The sequence below is a fragment of the Pararhizobium sp. P1_E7 genome (assembly GCF_056405855.1).
Map to the genome: position 1 here is coordinate 1 of NZ_JBFUBH010000057.1, position 17,691 is coordinate 17,691.

General features: G+C 58.1%; 19 protein-coding genes. 3 read left to right on the plus strand and 16 right to left on the minus strand.

Annotated elements, in window-relative coordinates:
• Together AC1D17_RS24070 and pdxR are read right to left on the minus strand one after the other, a co-directional pair.
• Positions 1-394 (minus strand): MOSC domain-containing protein (locus AC1D17_RS24070; RefSeq protein WP_477567814.1); only part of this gene is annotated, 394 nt, incomplete at its 3' end.
• 271 nt (positions 395-665) lie between these two features.
• A complete protein-coding gene (pdxR, locus tag AC1D17_RS24075; RefSeq protein ID WP_477567815.1) occupies positions 666-2,147 on the minus strand; it encodes a MocR-like pyridoxine biosynthesis transcription factor PdxR in 1,482 nt (493 codons plus the stop codon).
• Positions 2,148-2,228: 81 nt separating this feature from the next.
• Between pdxR and AC1D17_RS24080 the strand changes: the two genes are divergently transcribed.
• Together AC1D17_RS24080 and AC1D17_RS24085 are read left to right on the plus strand one after the other, a co-directional pair.
• Positions 2,229-3,464, plus strand: a complete 1,236-nt coding sequence (locus AC1D17_RS24080; protein WP_477567816.1) for a trans-sulfuration enzyme family protein — start codon at positions 2,229-2,231, stop codon at positions 3,462-3,464.
• A gap of 60 nt (positions 3,465-3,524) precedes the next feature.
• Positions 3,525-4,433, plus strand: coding sequence for a dihydrodipicolinate synthase family protein (locus tag AC1D17_RS24085; protein ID WP_477567817.1), 909 nt, complete (start codon positions 3,525-3,527; stop codon positions 4,431-4,433).
• Positions 4,434-4,492: 59 nt separating this feature from the next.
• On the opposite strand, the gene AC1D17_RS24090 is transcribed toward AC1D17_RS24085, so the two are convergent.
• A complete protein-coding gene (locus AC1D17_RS24090; protein ID WP_477567818.1) occupies positions 4,493-4,645 on the minus strand; it encodes a hypothetical protein in 153 nt (50 codons plus the stop codon).
• 277 nt (positions 4,646-4,922) lie between these two features.
• Here AC1D17_RS24090 and AC1D17_RS24095 point away from each other — a divergent pair, with 277 nt between their 5' ends.
• Positions 4,923-5,570, plus strand: a complete 648-nt coding sequence (locus AC1D17_RS24095; RefSeq protein ID WP_477567819.1) for an FMN-binding negative transcriptional regulator — start codon at positions 4,923-4,925, stop codon at positions 5,568-5,570.
• A 183-nt stretch (positions 5,571-5,753) separates the two neighbouring features.
• On the opposite strand, the gene AC1D17_RS24100 is transcribed toward AC1D17_RS24095, so the two are convergent.
• The 13 genes from AC1D17_RS24100 to AC1D17_RS24160 all read right to left on the minus strand — a co-directional run bounded on the left by AC1D17_RS24100 (position 5,754) and on the right by AC1D17_RS24160 (position 17,573).
• A complete protein-coding gene (locus AC1D17_RS24100) occupies positions 5,754-6,197 on the minus strand; it encodes an Lrp/AsnC family transcriptional regulator (protein ID WP_436103065.1) in 444 nt (147 codons plus the stop codon).
• A complete protein-coding gene (locus tag AC1D17_RS24105) occupies positions 6,194-7,003 on the minus strand; it encodes a phosphotransferase (protein ID WP_477567820.1) in 810 nt (269 codons plus the stop codon). The genes AC1D17_RS24100 and AC1D17_RS24105 overlap by 4 nt, the downstream gene beginning before the upstream one ends.
• A gap of 12 nt (positions 7,004-7,015) precedes the next feature.
• Positions 7,016-8,443, minus strand: coding sequence for an aspartate ammonia-lyase (locus tag AC1D17_RS24110; RefSeq protein WP_477567821.1), 1,428 nt, complete (start codon positions 8,441-8,443; stop codon positions 7,016-7,018).
• Complete coding sequence (gene dapA / locus AC1D17_RS24115; RefSeq protein ID WP_477567822.1) at positions 8,443-9,321, minus strand: 4-hydroxy-tetrahydrodipicolinate synthase; 879 nt, start codon at positions 9,319-9,321, stop codon at positions 8,443-8,445. Before dapA ends, AC1D17_RS24110 begins: the two co-directional genes overlap by 1 nt.
• Before the next feature lie 42 nt (positions 9,322-9,363).
• A complete protein-coding gene (locus tag AC1D17_RS24120; protein ID WP_477567823.1) occupies positions 9,364-10,782 on the minus strand; it encodes an aldehyde dehydrogenase family protein in 1,419 nt (472 codons plus the stop codon).
• Positions 10,779-11,840 (minus strand): homoserine dehydrogenase, encoded by a 1,062-nt coding sequence (locus AC1D17_RS24125; protein WP_477567824.1) that lies wholly within the window; start codon positions 11,838-11,840, stop codon positions 10,779-10,781. The genes AC1D17_RS24120 and AC1D17_RS24125 overlap by 4 nt, the downstream gene beginning before the upstream one ends.
• Positions 11,841-11,955: 115 nt before the next feature.
• The gene (locus tag AC1D17_RS24130) at positions 11,956-12,273 is read right to left on the minus strand and encodes a DMT family transporter (protein WP_209856341.1); all 318 of its coding nucleotides are present in this window, start codon (positions 12,271-12,273) and stop codon (positions 11,956-11,958) included.
• A 102-nt stretch (positions 12,274-12,375) separates the two neighbouring features.
• Positions 12,376-13,587 carry a trans-sulfuration enzyme family protein gene (locus tag AC1D17_RS24135; RefSeq protein ID WP_209856344.1) on the minus strand — a complete coding sequence of 404 codons (1,212 nt, stop codon included), beginning with the start codon at positions 13,585-13,587 and terminating at the stop codon, positions 12,376-12,378.
• 39 nt (positions 13,588-13,626) lie between these two features.
• Positions 13,627-14,316, minus strand: coding sequence for an ABC transporter permease (locus tag AC1D17_RS24140; protein ID WP_477567825.1), 690 nt, complete (start codon positions 14,314-14,316; stop codon positions 13,627-13,629).
• 9 nt (positions 14,317-14,325) lie between these two features.
• Positions 14,326-15,048 (minus strand): ABC transporter permease, encoded by a 723-nt coding sequence (locus AC1D17_RS24145; RefSeq protein WP_477567826.1) that lies wholly within the window; start codon positions 15,046-15,048, stop codon positions 14,326-14,328.
• 72 nt (positions 15,049-15,120) lie between these two features.
• Entirely contained in the window at positions 15,121-15,882 is a 762-nt protein-coding gene (locus AC1D17_RS24150; protein WP_477567827.1) for a transporter substrate-binding domain-containing protein, read from the minus strand.
• Between the two features lie 37 nt (positions 15,883-15,919).
• Positions 15,920-16,702, minus strand: a complete 783-nt coding sequence (locus AC1D17_RS24155; protein WP_477567828.1) for an ABC transporter ATP-binding protein — start codon at positions 16,700-16,702, stop codon at positions 15,920-15,922.
• A 184-nt stretch (positions 16,703-16,886) separates the two neighbouring features.
• On the minus strand, positions 16,887-17,573 hold the full coding sequence (locus tag AC1D17_RS24160) for a B3/B4 domain-containing protein (protein WP_477567829.1): 687 nt from the start codon (positions 17,571-17,573) through the stop codon (positions 16,887-16,889).
• Between the last annotated feature and the right edge of the window lie 118 nt (positions 17,574-17,691).

Here is a 17,691-nt window from a genome sequence, read left to right on the forward strand (position 1 = left end):
GGCCGGGACTGCCGAGCAACTCCTCGATATACTTGCACGGAAAGTTCATCCGCGCTGCCCGAAGAATTGTTTCGCCGACCCGAAGGCGCTTGCCGAGAAGATGACTGAGAGGAACGCCGCGGGTAGTCAGATTGCGCCTATGATCCTCAGGCGCAAGTGCGGCTTTAAACCCCGGGATCTTTGGCTCACCTTTGGCTATCGCCTCGAGAACCTCGATCTCGATCAGTGTGATGTCGCGAACATCCGGCTTCGGAGAATAGGTTCCGGTGCCGAGATAGTAGCGGTCGCCAACAATCCCACGGCCCGCAATGAGTTGCGCTTCGGCCAGTTCTTCCATTTCGTAGGAAGCTGCGGGCGCAATATGGATATGAAGCAGTTTACCCTGCCAAGTCATGCGTCAGCCCCATCAAGCCTCGGTTCGGACCTTCAAGCGAAGACCATCTCACCTTTGTTTAGTGCATACTGGTGCTTGGTTGTGGAACGACAAATCCCGGCAGTCATTGCACCCGTCGCCGCTCTTGATGAACTTTGGCGGAGAACTGGTCTTCTCGACAGTGCCAGTTTGATGACTTGTTTCTGGTCCAGTTTCAATTTTCATGCGACTGGCTGCCGTCGGGTAAAGGCCTGTCGTGGATCGTCTGGGTCTGGATATGCCGAATGCAACTTCAAAATTCTTCTTTTACTGTCTCGATCGCTGTCTGAAGCAGTTGGACCCCCCGTTCAATCTGCCTCGGGCTTAACGCTGAATAGCCCATGACAAGTCCGAGCCTGTCCGCCGTCGCCGTGCCTGGTTGCGGCTCATAAAGAGGTGAGATGCAATAAACGCCAATGCCGGCACGTTGCGCGATGTGCAGCAAACGTGTCTCGGACGACCTCGGCAATTCGTTGAACCAGACCACGACATGCAATCCGGCGTCGGCCCCCTCCACGGTGATCCGTTCGCCGAACGCGCGCTGCAGCGCACTCAGCAACGTCTCCCGGCGATCTCTGTTTAGCCGCCGTACGCGCCGCACATGGCTTTCATACCCGCCGCTTTCGATCAAGGATGCCAGGGCTTCCTGCTCGGTTACCGGTGAATGCCTGTCGAACAATTGCTTGGCGGTTGCGCATACGTCCTGCAGTTCCGGCGGCACAACGAGATATCCGATGCGCATCATCGGCGACAGTGTTTTGGAAATMGTTCCGAGATAAATGACGTTGCGTCCAGCTTCCAGACTATGGAGAGGGGGCACCGGACTAATATCATAGCGGTACTCGCTGTCATAATCGTCCTCGATCACGTAGGCTTCATTTTCCCGCGCCCATTCGAGGAGCCGATGGCGGCGCGAAATCGGCATGACGCCGCCGAGCGGAAACTGATGGGAAGGTGTGACATAGGCCAGCCTGGCTCGCACAGCCTCCAGGAGCTCGGTCTGCAGACCCTCGCCATCGACGGCTATGGAGACCGGAGAGGCGCCGGTGCTGGCGAAGATCTGGCGCGCCATGCGATAGCCGGGGTTTTCCATAACGAAGTCGCTGCCAGGGTCAAGCAGAAGCCRTGCGCAAAGATCTAACCCTTGCTGAGAGCCATTCACGATGATGATTTGCTCCAGCTCGCACCGCAATGTGCGGGCGCGCCACAGATACCCCTGCAATGCTTGCCGCAACCGCAACGATCCCCGCGGGTCGTCGTAGGCCAATCGGCCCGGTCGCTGAGCCATGACTGCGTTGACGACTTTCCTCCATGCAAGCGCGGGGAAATCGGCCGGGGCGAGATCGCCATAACGGAAATCAATCATGACGGAACTTGGCAGATAATCGAGCCATGGCGGTGTCGCCTTGAGTCGCTCGCCATAGGCCGACAGGTGCTGAGCACTCTGTTGCTGCCCCGTGGCGGCTTTCAGGCGCTGTCCGAATGGCAAGGCCGGGACCCGCGGTCTGGCGCCCTGGCGCAGTTCTACGAAACCCTCCGCCGAAAGCTGCTCATAGGCGACCGTCACCGTCGTTCGTGACACGCCAAGCTCGTTCGCCAGGTTTCGAGATGACGGCAGTTGACCGCCGGTGTCATAAACGCGGCTCACGATCTGATCCTTGAGTGCCTCGTAGATCTGGCGTGCGCCCATCTTCCTTGCGCGATCAGCTGTTGCCTGACTTGTCAACTGGACCATTTTCTTTCCGCATAACTGGCTGTTTCTTCCGGACCAGTATGCTGCCACTCTGGTCGAAAGCAAAGAGGATAGTGCGAAGCGATGACTGGCGGCAGCGAATATGGCGATTTCCAGGACGCTTCCGATCCACCACGGGGCGAGCGACTTGGGTTTGATACCCGTGCAATCCATCACGCGTTCGATCCGGCCGGGTTCTCGAGAGCGGTCCAGCCTCCGGTGTTTATGACGTCGACCTACGGCTTTGAAAGTGTGGCAGCAAATGACGCCGCGGCAGCACTGGGCGGCAGGCTCTATGCCCGCGAATACAACCCAACGACCGAGATTCTCGAGCAAAGGCTTGCAAACCTTGAAGGAGCCGAGGCGGGTCTCGTGGTATCGACCGGAATGGCGGCCTTCGGCACCTTGGTCCTGTCACTGCTGTCACAGGGCGATGAGCTTGTGGTGCACAAGACGCTTTACGCGAATACGGTTGCCATGGTCGAGCAAGGTCTGCCTCGCTTCGGCATCAAGGTCGTCCCCGTTGACCTTTCGGATCCGCGCAACCTCGACGCGGCTATCACGGAGAATACCCGCCTGGTCTATTTCGAGACCCCGGTCAATCCGCTGAGCGCTATTCTCGACATCTCGGCGATCGCAGAGCGGGCTCACAAACGGAATGTCAAAGTTGCGGTCGATAGCACATTCGCCTCGCCAGCCCTGCAACGCCCGATCGAACATGGCGCCGACATCGTGCTGCATTCTCTGACGAAATACATCAACGGTCATGGCGACACACTCGGTGGCGCGCTGCTTGGCGATGCTGAAACGCTGAATACATTGCACGAAACCGGCCTGCGCTACATCACCGGGGCGACATTATCGCCGCACTCCGCGTTCCTCATCATGCGCGGCCTGAAGACGCTGTCTCTGCGGATGGCGAGACACAGTGCTTCGGCGCTTTCGATCGCGCGCGTGCTCGAGGGGCACCCCGCCGTCGCCTGGGTGAGCTATCCGTTCCTGGACTCCCATCCCGATCAGAGGATTGCCCGCAAGCAAATGTCTGATGGGTCGGGCATGCTTGCCTTCGGCCTTCATGCTGGGTTCGACGGTGCTCGGACAATGCTTGATCGGCTGCAGTTGCTGACGCGTGCCGTAAGCCTGGGTGACACCGACAGTCTGATCTATCATCCAGCGAGCATAACACGGGCACGCCAGTCGATCCGGAAAGACGCGCACTTGATCGAAGGGGTCGGGGAAGACCTTCTCCGTCTCTCTGTCGGCCTTGAGGATGTTGGCGATCTGATCGCCGATCTTCGTCAAGCCCTTCAGGTGCTCTAACGGAACTATAGCATCGCCATTCAAATATCTCAGCGAACAGAACGACTATCGGAGCATGGAATGACCTTTTTGAGTGGGCTATCCGCATTTCCTATCACGCCCATGGACCGCGACGGCAAGATTGACGCCGAAGCACTCCGCAAGCTGATTGCCCGTCTTGCCGCGGCCAAGGTCGATTCCATCGGTGTCCTCGGCAGTACCGGCGCCTACATGTACCTCTCGCGCGAGGAACGCCGTCGGGCTCTTGCGCTAGCGCTGGAGGAAACCGGCGGCCGCATACCGGTTGTCGCTGGGGTTGGGGCGTTGCGAACCGACGACGCGGTCAGGCTGGCTCAGGATGCCAAAGCTATGGGTGCTACCGCAGGTCTGCTTTCCGCCGTCTCCTACGCGCGCCTCACAGAGGATGAAGTCTTCCAGCATTTCTCCACCGTTGCCCGCGAGAGCAACTTGTCAATCGTCATTTATGACAACCCCGGTACAACACATTTCCGCTTCACGCCGGCACTTGTCGCGCGGTTGGCCAAGGTATCCGGCATCGTGGCCATCAAGAACCCGACGGAAAATAGTGACGAGATCAGGGGACATCTCGTTGATCAGAGAGGAACCACGCCCAACAATTTCTCAATCGGATACAGCGGCGACTGGAACTGCGCAGAAGCCATGATTTGTGGCGCTGACACTTGGTATAGTGTGCTTGCCGGGATCATGCCCGACGTATGTCTGCGCATCGTAAGGGCGGCTCAAACCGGCGATATTGCAGAGGCTCGCGGGCTCGATGCCGCCCTGACCCCGATCTGGAACCTCTTCAAGCAGTTCTCCAGCCTTCGGTCGGTCTATGTGCTTGCTGACTTGCTCGGGCTCTGCCAGGCGGAGCCGCCGCTGCCGATTTTGCCCCTCTCGGAGCCGGCCAAACGCAAGGTTGCCGACTGCCTTTCGCTCCTCAGGTACGATCCAGCTGAGGTGAGGTAGAGCAGGTCGGCCCAGCACCTGGTGCCAGAGGAGCCCAGGGAGACCCTGCGAAGACTGCCTTATATTGTTTGGGCGCTGCCCCCATTTGTGGTCATCGCCACACTGGCGAGCGGGCGAAGCAGCACACTCAACGCTGTTTTCACCGGACTGATCGTGTCGTTGGCGGTTGCCTTAATCGCCGCGCCAAATGCTTTCCAACTGAGCGATGCCACGATCGCTCTCCTGAGCTCTTGTCGGGCTTAGACATCGCAAAGGCGTTGGGAACCCGCTCTCATCTCCCCCGGCACTGGCTGCGTCCTTCGAGCGCGCGCGCTGGCGTGGTCGTCGAAAGTGGCCTAGTCGTATCGTTTGCAACTGGCTCTTTCACATCCCGGATTGTTTCCTTATTTCGTTGGATAAGTTTAACGAGCCATCCTGGGACCGGATTGATGTCCGGGAGCCAATTCACCGGCATGGTTTTGAGATATCCATCTCATTGGGGAGAGCGACATGTATGTGCCTGCTCATTTCGCCGACAACTCCGCAGTCAGCCATCACGAGCTCATCCGAAACAACCCCTTAGGTACCCTCGTCACGTATGGTCAGAATGGTCTAGATGCGAATCATCTCCCCTTCTTGCTTGACGTGGCTGAGGAAAGTCTTGGCCGGCTCCATTGCCACGTTTCGCGCGCTAATCCTGTGCTCAGGGATGTTTCGACGAACGATGAAGTCCTCGTTATCTTTCGTGGCCCCAGCGGGTATGTTTCCCCTAACTGGTATCCAAGCAAACAGGAAACGGGTCGACAGGTTCCAACATGGAATTACCGGACGGTGCATGCCCATGGTCGAGCCATTATTCGAGACGATGATCGATATGTTCGGACCGTTGTGGCGAAGCTTACGAAGACCCATGAGGCCAAGAGCGCGCAGCCTTGGAAAATGAGTGATGGCCCGAGAGAATATATAGACGAACTCTTGAAGCAGATAGTCGGCATCGAGATCGAAATTCGCTCGTTCGAAGGAAAGGCCAAACTCGGTCAGGATGACGGTGTTTCAGACATGCGCGGTGCGGCTGAAGGGTTACGGACCAAGGGCGAAGTCGAACTGGCAGACGCAATAGAGATTGCAGCCACCAACTTGAGTCTTCGATCTGAGTAAGTCGTCTCTAGAGGTGTGTTTACGGACCGCGTCCCACCATCGACAGAGTCAGCATTCTCGACGACAGGCTTCCGGGACAAGGGAAATTGGCATCGGGTCGAGCAGGTGACACGTCGCCCCTTCGAAGGCCGTTCAATTGTCCGTCAACAGCGGGTCCGGATGTCCAGTTTCGGGTCCTGACACCTATTTCCGAATGACCGAGGATAGAGCGAAAGCCGTGAGGGTATCACGCACGCCGGGCAGCTCCGATATCAGCTGCCAAATCTGGCGAATGCGATCGGCTTCCGGAGACTCGACCCTCACCAGTAGGTCAAAATCGCCTGTCATCACATCACAGGCGACGACCTCCGGAATCTTTCGCAAAGCGTGGATGACCTCGCCGCCTCTCATGCGGTCCTGGCGGTAGACGAACATCAATGCAGTGGTGATGTGACTGTCGTTTCCGCCATCGCCGGTGACGATCGTGTAGCCCTTGATGAAGCCTTCGCGCTCTAGCCGTTCGATGCGAACCCGAACGGCATTGCGCGACAGGTTCACCTTAGCTGACAGCTCAGCGTGAGATGCGCGCGCGTTCAACTTCAAGGCGGCAAGGATCTGTTCGTCAATGCGGTCGAGAAGATATTTCATGCCGGACCGCGTTCCGCTTGCCGCGCTGCTGCTCCAAATCCCGTCGATTCAAAGGCGCGAACTGCAGCCTGAAGCAGGCTGGTCTTGTCCTTCTCAGCGGCATAACGTCTGGCGGCGGATGCGAGGACAAACGCGGGAAGTGCCGTTGTTTCTGCCTCAGTCAGGAGCCTTACACTCTCATATCCGGCCCGAATGGCACTGGCTTTCTCTTCGTCCAGCTCTCCAGTCGGCAGGCTCGCCCAGCCGACGAGAACCTCGGCAATCTCGGAAATCAGCACATCATCGTGCCGAAGCCGAAAGTTGATAACCCCACTGACGTCGTCTCCAAGGAAGAAGACGTTAGAAGGTATCAAGGCTCCATGCAGAGGACCGGCAGGCAGCTCATTTAGAGAGTGCTTTTTGCCTCCTTGCAGGGTCATGTGGATCCGCGCCATGAGGCGGCCAAGGCTTTTACACTTTCCTGGCGGTGGATCGTTTGTCGACGAACCTGATACGAAACTCACGACGGCAACGAGACGGCCGGCCGCCCGGAGGGTTGCATCGCCATCAATCGTGCGCGTTGGTTTCGGGCAGGGAATACCGCTGTTGTTCAGCGTCTCCATCGTTGCGAACGCCCGCTCGAGATCTAGCGGTTCGGCGCCATTTTCGAACAGCGTGACGATGAACTCACCCTCCGCAGCCCGGAAAAGATAGGTTGTTTCCCTGTCGCCGTCAGCAATACCAATCACCGATGACAGGGAGGTCATGCCGTAGGCAACCGCAATCGAGTTTCGGTCCTCGTCGGATATTTCTGTGAAAACGGCCATTCTTTCCTCCGTTCAACCGCGCATAGTCTTCGAGACATTGGCAAATTCCGCGGCGTCTCCAAAAATCTGATGAGCCTGGCTTTCGGTCAGAACGCTTTCTTCTTCGACGACATCCCGCAAGTTTCTCTTCTCGATCAGCGCCTTCTTAGAGAGATATGCCGCTTTGCTGTATCCGACCAGCGTAGCCAATGGGGTGGCAAGAACGAGAGATTGGTCGAGCAACGCCTTGCAACGATCGACGTCAACTTCAATGCCATCGATGCAGCGTTCCTTTAAAATCACCATGCCTCTGGTCAGCATGCGCATCGATTGCAGGATATTCAGAACGATGACGGGTTCCATGGCGTTCAGCTGGAGCTGGCCGGCACTTGCGGCGAGCGTCACCGTCAGATCATTGCCGATGACCTGAAAGGTGATCTGGTTCATCATCTCCGGGATGACGGGATTGACCTTGCCAGGCATGATGGACGAGCCGGCTTGAACAGGCGGCAAGCGGATCTCACCCAGACCGCCGCGGGGTCCACTGCTTAGGAGCCGGAGGTCATTGGAGATCTTGGTCAATTTAACCGCAATTCGCTTGAGCACGCCTGAAAAGGAGACGAAACCGCCTGTGTCCGATGTCGCTTCGATGAAGTTGCGGGCAGGGATTAACGGATAGCCAGATATTCGGGACAGGTGACCGCAGGCCAACTGCGCGAAGCCTGAGGGTACGTTGATTGCCGTGCCGATCGCCGAGCCGCCGAGGTTTATCTCTTTGAGAAGCTTAGAGGCGTACTGGATCTGGACGATATCCTCGTCAATGAGTTCAGCGAAGGCTTCAAATTCCTGCCCCGCGGTCATCGGCACGGCGTCTTGCAACTGTGTCCGACCGACCTTTAGAGCGCTTGCATATTGCGTGGCCTTGCCGCGAAAGGCGTCGCGAAGCGCGACCTCAGCTGCGATAAGCCCTTCGCATGCTCGCAAGATCGTCAGCCGGATAGCTGTTGGGTAAACGTCGTTTGTCGACTGGGACAGATTGACGTCGTCGTTGGGGTGCAGCCTCGAATACTCACCGACGTCGGCGCCCATCTTCAAAAGAGCGAGGTTTGTCAGAACCTCGTTCACGTTCATGTTGGTCGAGGTGCCGGCCCCTCCCTGCATCATGTCGACGGGAAAGTTCTCATCGATATCATTGAGCGCGATGAGTTCGTCGGATGCTTGAGAGATCGCTTCGGCCTTTTCGGCAGAAAGAAGCCCGAGTTCCATGTTGGCGAGAGCAGAAGCCTTTTTCACCATCGCCATCGACTGGATGAGCTCAGGAAAATCCCTCAGGCGCAGGCCCGATACGTCGAAATTCTGCTCCGCGCGCCGTGTATGGACGCCGTAAAGGACGTGTCGAGGAATAGCGAGCGGCCCGATAAGATCTGACTCGATACGCTCAGCAAGCTTTGTCTTGTCCATCAAATCAGGATCCCCGCATGGCGCATGGCGCTATCGATCTCTTCTTGAACGGAAGGGCTGATCGTAACGAGTGGCAGCCGCAGATCCCCACGTATGCGACCGAGACGCTGCAAGGCATATTTCGGCCCAGCAGGGTTGGTTTCGAGAAAAAGCGCCCGGTGCAGGGGCATCAGACGGTCCTGAAGCTTCAAGGCGGCGGCGAAGTCGCCGTTCAGGCAGGCCTGCTGGAAGTCAGCGCAGAGGCCCGGAGCGACATTCGCCGTCACCGAGATACAACCATGTCCGCCATGCGCCATGTAGCCGAGCGCCGTGCCGTCTTCACCGGTCAGGAGATTGAACGAGTGCCCGCAGGCCATACGATCGAGGGACGGGCGCAACAGGTTGCCGGTTGCATCCTTGACGCCCTTCACGTTTGGGCAGTCTCCAAATATGCGGGCCAACGTTTCGACCTGAATATCGATGACGCTGCGGCCGGGAATATTGTAGACGATGATCGGAACGGTGGCCGCAGCATCGATCGCCTTGAAATGCTGGTAGATCCCTTCCTGGGTTGGCTTGTTGTAATAGGGCGCGACAATCAGCACACCGTCGGCGCCGGCGTCCTGCGCATGGAGGACGAAGTCGATTGCTTCCGAGGTGCTGTTTGAGCCGGCGCCCGCGATGACGGGCACACGGCCCTTGGCGGCCGCGATGGTGATCTCGACCACCTGCTTATGCTCGGCATGGCTGAGCGTCGGACTTTCCCCCGTTGTCCCGCATGGAACGAGACCGAAGGATCCTTCTTCGATCTGCCACTCGACGAGGTCGCGCAAGGCGGCCTCGTCGACGCGACCATCAGCAAAAGGCGTGACAAGCGCGGTAATGGAACCCTTGAACATTTTTACTCCCTGAGTTGCCGATGGATTTGAGCCGGCCTGGCGTTACGTCCTCAGGCGGTTGATGCACACGACCTTAGGCTGGGTCATGTCCTCATAGGCAAACCGGACGCCCTCGCGGCCCATGCTGCCATATTTGAAGCCGCCAAACGGCATTGCATCGAACCGATAGTCGGAGGAGTCGTTGATCATGATGCCTCCAGCCTCGATCTTGCTTGCAGCCTCAAGCGCCCCTTCCAGGTCGTTTGTAAAAATGCCGGCGTGAAGGCTGTACTCGGGGCTGTTTGCCAGATCGATCGCATCCGCCAGCCCATCGAAGGCCTGAAGAATGACGATCGGCGCGAACACTTCCTCGGTCCAGGCGTCACAGGAGGCTGGAACATTCTCCAGGACTGTCGGCGGATAGAGGTTTCCAGTTGGTTTATGGCCGCAAAGCAACGTCGCACCGGCAGCGAGCGCCCGTTCGACCATTGCGGCCGCTCTGCCGACCGCCTTTTCTGAGATCATCGGGCCGACATCGGTGTCGGCTTCCAAAGGATTGCCGGTCTTGAGCTTCCTGGTTTCTACGACGAACTTCGCTTTGAATTGCTCATAGATCGGCCGTTGGATCAGAATTCGCTGTGTGCCAATGCAGTTCTGACCTGCCGCCCAGTAGGCTCCGGATACGCAAGCCTCGACAGCCGCATCGAAGTTGCAATTCTCCATGATGATGACGGGTGCATTGCCGCCAAGGTCCATGGCAAGTTTCTTGAGGCCTGCTGTTTTGGCAATTGCCTCGCCGGTGGCAAAGCCACCGGTGAAGGAGACCATGCGAACGTCTCTCGCGGCAACGAGAGCCTTTCCAAGCTCAGGGCCGCCAATCGCGACCGTTATGATTTCCTCGGGTAGACCGCTTTCGACCAGGACTTCGACGAGCTTGATAGCAGAGAGAGGGGTAAGTTCGGACGGCTTCAAAAGTACGGCATTGCCGCCGGCAATTGCCGGGCCAAGTTTGTGGGCGACGAGATTGAGCGGATCATTATAGGGCGTGATGGCGGCAATGATGCCCAGCGGTTCTCTCGTGTACCATCCTTGGCGGGACTCAGAGCCTGCGTAGGCATCGAACGGGATGACTTCGCCCGCATTGCGTTTGGCCTCGTCGGCAGACAGCTTGAGCGTATTGACGCACCGGGTTGTCTCTTTGCGAGCCTGCGTAATCGTCTTGCCCGCTTCTTTGACGATGAGAAGCGCGAAGTCCTCGCGCGCGGCTTCGATGGCCGCAGCGGCCTTTTCAAGGATCGCGGACCGCTTGTGACGGGGCAGGGTTCTGGCAATCTGCGCACCGCGCCTTGCCCGCTCCAGCAGCGCGTTCACGCTTGCGGCACAGGTTTCCACGACCGTTCCGACCAGCGTACCGTCGAACGGGCTGGTGACGGCAATTTCTGCAGGAGCGTTCGTTTGGGTGAGTGCAAGGTTGTGCATCATGCAGCCTCCTTAGCGATGGGAGAAGTGCCGGTGGAATGAATGGCGACGATATCGGAAAGAAGCGCATAGGCCGTTTCGATGCGGCCAGCGCCGGGTCCGGTGATCGTCACGGCGCCCAGCAGTTCGGTGTCGAGCGATACTGCATTGGTGGCGCCGTTGACGCCTGCCAGGGGATGATCGAGGCTAAGCCGCCTCGGTGCAACACTGCCTGTCACGCTGCCATCGTCATTGCGGACCGCAGCCCCGATGAGCTTCCAGCGGCTGTTTGCCTGTGCCGCATCCTCGATGTCGGAAGGTGAAAGACCGGAGATACCCTTGCAGCTTACATCCTCGGGCTTGAGATTTGCACCAAGCAGTTCGTTTGCCAGGATGACGACCTTCAGACGAACGTCGAAACCTTCGACATCGGCGGTGGGATCGGCCTCGGCATAGCCGAGCTCTTGGGCTTCCTTCACAGCGGATGCGAAATCCAAACCCGCTTCCATGCGACCGAGGACGAAGTTGGAGGTGCCGTTCAAAATTCCTTCGAAGCCCTTCAATTCGGCGCCGGCAAGCGTCTTCTCAGCCATGCGAATGACCGGAGTACCGCTCATCACGGCGCCCTCGTACTCGAAGCGTACACCGTTGGCCTTTGCCAGCGCCTTGAGCGCCTGGGCCTCAATGGCGACCGGGCCCTTGTTGGTGGTAACCACGTGTTTGCCGGTCTCAAGCGCCCAGCGGCAATGCGAGACAGCAGGTTCGCCGTCCTTGGGATTGGTGAACGTTGCCTCGACGACAATGTCTGCGGGTGCGGTCTTGATAATGGTCTCGTTGTCGGCTTCGGCACTTCCCCCGGAAAGCTGTCCAAAGCCGCCCTTTTCGAACTTCGCCTCGACCAGGGTCCTCGCATCAAGACCGTTCGGCGAAATCACGGAGCCAAGATAGAGATCGCTCACGGCGACGATATTCAGGCGGAATCCAAGATCGCGCTCCCAGAGCTGGTTCTTGGCGGCAATGAGTTCGGCCAGGGCGCGATTGACGCCGCCAAATCCAATAAGTGCGATATTGTAAACTGTCATAACGATCCTCCAGTGAAGTCTATGAGGGTAAGCATGGGATGCGGATTGCTCTGCAGGAACCAGGCAAACGGACCAAAGAGCAGCGCACTTTGCTCAATCTGCTGCCGGACGTAGGTCAGGTGCTGGCGAGCTTCATCATGAGAATCCCCGACACGATCAAGGCGCCCGCTGCCAAACGCATGGGCGACGCGGGCTCTCCAAGGATCGCCATTCCGAGCAGAAAGGAGCCAACTGCACCGATCCCTGTCCAAACCGTGTAGGCGGCACCGAGCGGCAGCACCTTCATCGAAAGGGACAGCAGCACGCCGCTGGCAATCATCGCAATGACGGTGATTGCCGACGGGATGAGCAGCGTGAAACCGTCGGATCTCTTCATGTAGAACGCCCAGACGACCTCAAGCAGGCCGGCGACGAACAGGATTATCCAGTACATAATATCCTTCCTGGCGGACCTCCGGGTCTACCGCGCATCAGGCTTTGACGGCGACATGAATTGCCCGGCGAGGGGCAATTCATGTCCAACTCGACTTCGTGTTCAGCTTCGCCCGAACGTCTCGTCGAGGGCGTTACTGATGTCAGCAATCAGATCCTCGGTGTCTTCCAGACCGATCGAAAGCCGCAGATGCCCGTATTTCTGGAAGTTCGGCGGGTAACGATCGGAGCCGCCGCGGCCACTGCCACCGACATGGACGATCAGGCTCTCGTCGTGACCAAGCGAGACGGCGGACGTGATGACCCTGAGATGTGCGACGAACCGGTTCTGCGTATCGGGATCGCCATCGACGGCAAAAGCCATGACCGCGCCATAGCCCTTGCCAGCAAACTGCGTTCTGGCAAGCGCGTGCTGGTCATGGCTGTCTAGACCGGGATAGGTGACATAGGCGACGCGCTTGTCGGCTGCCAGGGACCGGGCGACGATCTCTGCCGATGAAAACTGCTGCTTCAGGCGCAGCGGCAAAGTCACTGAGCCTCGCATGATCAGCCAGGCGTTGAACGGGGAAATCGTGCCGCCGAGATCGACGAGCGCGTCTGCCTTGATGTGATGGATAAGCGGCTTCGAGCCGATGACGACCCCGCCCATCGCGTCGCCATGACCGTTGATGTATTTCGTCAGCGAATGGATGACGAGATCTGCACCAAGTGCGAGCGGGCGGAAGAATGGGGGAGGGGTGAAGGTCGAGTCCACCGACAGGAGCGCGCCCGCTTGTTTTGCGATTGAGGCCAGCGTCGCGATATCGGCAACCTTGGTTGTCGGATTGGCAATGGTCTCGGTATGGATCAGTCTGGTGTTCGGGCGCACGGCGGCTCGGACGGCATCCGTGTTGCCCATGTCAACGAAGGTGGCTTCGATATTGTAACGCTGCGGCAAAAGCTCTGAAAACAGTCGCCACACGGCCTCATAGGTGACGTCACCGACAATCACGTGGTCGCCGCTCTTTAAGAACGTAAAGAACACCGCGTGAAGCGCCGCGACGCCCGTTGCGAAGACTGCTGCATCCTCGCCGCCCTCTATGGCCGCGAGCTTGCGCTGCAGGCCGATCTGATTGTGGCCGGAATTGCGCGTATAGGAGGGGCTCTCGGTGTCCGACCAGTCCATTGTAGAAGGGTCGTAAGGAAGTTCGTACGAATTCGCCATCACGATCGGTGTGCGAATAGCGCCAGATGTCTTGTCGATTTCGTTGCCGCCGTGCACCGACAGCGTATTGAAGGAGAGCGTCGATAGATCGTGTTTGTCTGGTCTCGACATAATTAACCTCTTTGTTGAAGTGAGTGGTTGGGGAGTGCCTCAGCGCCTGACCGGGATGGCGTTTTCCAGTTTCTGGAACCCTTGCGTGATCAGGAAAGTCAGGCTGACGTAGAAGACGGTGACGAGGAGGAGTGGCTCGTAGACGAGGAGCGTATCCTGGCGGATTTTGTAGGCAGCACCGTAGAGATCCATCACGGTCACCGAAAATACGATCGGTGTCGCCTTGAGTTGCAGGACGACCTCGCCGGCAAATGTTGGCAGTCCAATCCGGATCGCTCTCGGCAACCAGATCCGGCGCAGGATCATCCAGGGTGACATGCCAACGGCGCGTGCAGCCTCAAGTTCTCMTTTCGGGACCGCCAGCATGRCTCCCCGAAGAATCTCCCCCTGGTAAGCGGCGAAGTTGAGCGTCAGGGCCAACGCCGCAAAGAACAATCCCTCTCGCAAGACCGGCCAAAGAAAGCTGCTCCGCAATCCAGGGATATGCGGCAGATACGAGCCAAGACCGTAATAGATGAGCCAAAGCTGGATGAGCAAAGGCGTTCCGCGAAAGAATGTGCAGTACGACTTGGAGAGCCAACGGGCGATGGAACCACGGCCGACCTGGGCAATCGCCAGGAGGATAGCGAGCGCAAATCCCAGCGTGACCGAAATCGTCAGCAGCAGGCATGTCAGGAAGGCACCATAGAGCAGCAAGTCCTGGTATTCGAAAATCCAGCTGAAATCCATGTCCGCCTCCTACGCTACTGGTCGTTGGCCGCGACGAAAGTAGGCTTCGAATGCGGAGAACAGCAGGTTCGATAGAATTGTGATGACGAGATAAAGTGCCGCCGCAGCCAGGAAGAAGACCATGTACTGCTTGGTGTTGCTCGCGGCGACGCGGGCAGCGAGAGCGAGTTCCTGGTAGCCGACGACGGCAATCAGGGCGCTGTCCTTGATCACGGACATCCAGAGATTGGCAAAGCCGGGCAGCGCATTGGGGATGAGAGCCGGCAAGACGATGCGGCGGAAGCGTAAGCCTGGCCGCATCCCAAAGGCCTTGGCGGCTTCAAGCTGTCCAACAGGAATGGCGAGGATCGCGCCCCGCAAAACCTCGGTCATGTAGGCGCCCTGAACAAAGCCCAGCACCGCGATTGCCGCGACCAGGCCATTGACCTCGACTGGGCCAAGGTCCGCCATGGCAAGGATCCGGTTCAGGCCATCCGTTCCCGCATAGTAAAGCGAGACGATCAGGATGAGCTCCGGCACGGCGCGGACGATCGTCGTATAGACATTGAGAGCATATTGCAGTGGGGCAAACCCGCTCAACTTGCCGAGTGCGCCGAACAAGCCCAGCACCATTCCAAACAGATAGGCACCAAACGAGATAAACAGGGTCGCGAACGCGCCGGTGATCAATACGCCGCCCCAGCCGGGAGGGGAAATCGACAGCATGTCCAGAATGGAACTTGAGGAACTCATGGGAAGCCTTCCAGAACAGGACCGGCAGATTTGCCACCAACGGCTGGTGACAAATCCGCCTCGCCCGTGGACTCAATAGGGGTCGTAGTCGAAGTACTTCTTGCTGAACTCGGCATAGGTGCCGTTCTCCCTGACAGCTTTGATCGCGCCATTCAGCTTTTCGCGAAGCTCGTCGTCGCCTTTGCGGACACCACCGCCGACGCCAGCGCCAAGAACTGCATCATCTGCCTCGACACTGCCTTTATATTCGCAGCACTCCTTGCCGAGATCGGTTTTCAGGAGTTCCTTGAGCGGTCCCGTGTCGGCAAAGATGTAGTCGACGCGGCCCGACGCGAGGTCCTGGAATGATTCATCGACGGTCGCATAACTTTTCTCGGTCGCAATTTCGGCGAAATGCTTCTTGAAGTAAGCCGACTGGGTCGTCGACACGGCGATGCCGACGGTCTTTCCTTTCAGCTGCTCGGCGGTCGCGCCGATGACGCCATCCTTGGCGCCAATCATGCCGGCGAGAGCCGAGTAATATTTGTCCGTGAAATCGATGCGCTTCTTGCGCTCGTCGGTGATCGACATCGAAGACCAGATCACGTCGATCTTCTTGCTCTCCAGAGCCGGAATGAGGCCGTCCCAGGAGACGTCGACGATCGTGCATTGTTCCTTCAGCTCTTTGCAGATCGCATCCATCAGATCGATCTCCCAGCCAATCGCTTTTCCCGAAGCGTCCTTCGTAGTGTAGGGCGCATAGGCCTCATTGACCACGCCGAAGCGGATTTCCGCCTGAGCGCTCGTCGCCAGCATGATTGCTGCGACAGTCAGAGCTTTTCCCAAATGCTTCATTATAAGGTTCCCCTTTTTCTGTTGGGATGGTGGTGGTTTAATGCGAACCGGCTGCAACAAACTCCTTGCAGCGTGCGCTGGTGGGTGCACCAAAGACCTGGGCGGGAGGACCGACTTCCTCGACCTGGCCCTGATGCAAAAACATGACGCGGGTGGAAACGTCGCGTGCGAACTTCATCTCGTGGGTGACCATCACCATGGTGCGGCCTTCCTCGGCCAGCCCACGGATGACCTTGAGCACTTCGCCGACGAGTTCCGGATCGAGCGCCGAGGTCGGTTCATCAAACAGCATCACTGCCGGATCGACGCAGAGCGCGCGGGCAATTGACGCACGTTGCTGCTGGCCGCCGGAAAGGAAGGCGGGGTAGGTGTCCTTCTTGTCGTAGAGACCGACTTTGGCCAGTAGCGCCTCGGCCTTTTCGATCGCCGCTTTGCGCTCGATACGCAGGACGTGGATCGGGGCCTCGATGACGTTCTGGAGAATGGTCATGTGCGGCCAGAGATTGAAGCTCTGGAAGACCATGCCGAGGCCACTTCTCAGCCTCTCGATCTGCCGCCAGTTGGCGGGGTGGCATTTGCCGTCACGGCCCTTGCGGAAGATCACGTCTTCGCCGTTGATCTGGAAGGTTCCTTGGTCCGGAATTTCGAGGAAGTTGATGCAGCGCAGGAACGTGCTCTTTCCTGAGCCCGAAGATCCGATGATCGAGACCACGTCGCCCTTCTCCGCTGAAAGGGAGATCCCCTTCAGCACCTTGTGCGCGCCGTAGCTCTTGTGAACGTCGCTCACCAGCAAAGCTGGCTTGACTGTTTCGATGTACATTTCACCTCCATTGACTTGCGAGGGTTGGCCCACTCCTCCGCGGGCAAAGCTTCGCCATCGCCGTATCTGACAGCGCCATCATTCGTGGTTGCGAGTGTAAAAAATGGACGCGAACGTCCGCACGCGCCGCCTAAACGGCGCACGTTCCTCACCCTGCCATTGTCTCGGATTTACCGCCGGCGCGTTAGCCGGCTATAATCTTGTGTCTGTAGACCTCACAGCCTGGTGCCAGCTGCCTTAAACCGTTCACCAGCATGTTGGCCGCCTCCTCTAGCGCCTCCTCAGGCATTGTCGCCAAACTTTCCAAGATGAACCACATCCGGCCGCCCAGCGTCTCCAGTCGGGTCCGGGTACCTTGCCGCCAGTTCCAGCGCCGGCAGGTGACACCGATATCGTCGCGCCAGATGACTTCACCCTTGGACGGATTTTCGACTAGGGCCTCCCCATTCATCACGGTGTCAAACGTTTCGGTTCCATCTGCAACAGACAGCCGTGGCTTGCCGACATAGGCGTCGAAGTTTTCTCCACCGACCGGTATGGCAAAACGCAAGCTGACTGCGTTATAGAGATCGACGATCGGGTTGATCGAAGGGATACGGCCGTCCTTCTCCACCCGCTTCTTCAGCGCCTGTGCAGAACAGGGCGTCCGATTTGGTTTTGCGCCAAACCGGCTATATGCCTCGGCCCAACTTGCGAGATGTGCTTCACTCCAGGCAGGCCCTCCAGCTCGGACAAAATCACAAGCCTCTTCCAGCATGCTGCGAGCCATGGTGCCGCGCGCGTCATCCTTGATATCAACGAAGACGCTGATCGCGCGAAAGTCTGGTGCGATGTTCGCGATTTCTTTGTCGATGACCGGAAAATCCAACATGCCCTCTAGCTCCCATTGACCAATTTAGTCTATAATACCGACCATGGAAAAGAAAGTCAATATATCGACCGAAGCGGTCGCTGATGTTGAACGCGTCAGTGCAACCGTGTCCCAGAAC

Excerpts from the sequence above, each read along its gene's own strand:
- AC1D17_RS24100 (WP_436103065.1), bottom strand. The coding sequence starts at position 6,197 with ATGAAATATCTTCTCGACCGCATTGACGAACAGATCCTTGCCGCCTTG.
- AC1D17_RS24105 (WP_477567820.1), bottom strand. The coding sequence starts at position 7,003 with ATGGCCGTTTTCACAGAAATATCCGACGAGGACCGAAACTCGATTGCG.
- AC1D17_RS24085 (WP_477567817.1), top strand. The coding sequence starts at position 3,525 with ATGACCTTTTTGAGTGGGCTATCCGCATTTCCTATCACGCCCATGGAC.
- AC1D17_RS24150 (WP_477567827.1), bottom strand. The coding sequence starts at position 15,882 with ATGAAGCATTTGGGAAAAGCTCTGACTGTCGCAGCAATCATGCTGGCG.
- AC1D17_RS24130 (WP_209856341.1), bottom strand. The coding sequence starts at position 12,273 with ATGTACTGGATAATCCTGTTCGTCGCCGGCCTGCTTGAGGTCGTCTGG.
- AC1D17_RS24125 (WP_477567824.1), bottom strand. The coding sequence starts at position 11,840 with ATGACAGTTTACAATATCGCACTTATTGGATTTGGCGGCGTCAATCGC.
- AC1D17_RS24155 (WP_477567828.1), bottom strand. The coding sequence starts at position 16,702 with ATGTACATCGAAACAGTCAAGCCAGCTTTGCTGGTGAGCGACGTTCAC.
- dapA (WP_477567822.1), bottom strand. The coding sequence starts at position 9,321 with ATGTTCAAGGGTTCCATTACCGCGCTTGTCACGCCTTTTGCTGATGGT.
- AC1D17_RS24110 (WP_477567821.1), bottom strand. The coding sequence starts at position 8,443 with ATGGACAAGACAAAGCTTGCTGAGCGTATCGAGTCAGATCTTATCGGG.
- AC1D17_RS24095 (WP_477567819.1), top strand. The coding sequence starts at position 4,923 with ATGTATGTGCCTGCTCATTTCGCCGACAACTCCGCAGTCAGCCATCAC.
- AC1D17_RS24080 (WP_477567816.1), top strand. The coding sequence starts at position 2,229 with ATGACTGGCGGCAGCGAATATGGCGATTTCCAGGACGCTTCCGATCCA.
- AC1D17_RS24135 (WP_209856344.1), bottom strand. The coding sequence starts at position 13,587 with ATGTCGAGACCAGACAAACACGATCTATCGACGCTCTCCTTCAATACG.
- AC1D17_RS24160 (WP_477567829.1), bottom strand. The coding sequence starts at position 17,573 with ATGTTGGATTTTCCGGTCATCGACAAAGAAATCGCGAACATCGCACCA.
- AC1D17_RS24120 (WP_477567823.1), bottom strand. The coding sequence starts at position 10,782 with ATGATGCACAACCTTGCACTCACCCAAACGAACGCTCCTGCAGAAATT.
- AC1D17_RS24145 (WP_477567826.1), bottom strand. The coding sequence starts at position 15,048 with ATGAGTTCCTCAAGTTCCATTCTGGACATGCTGTCGATTTCCCCTCCC.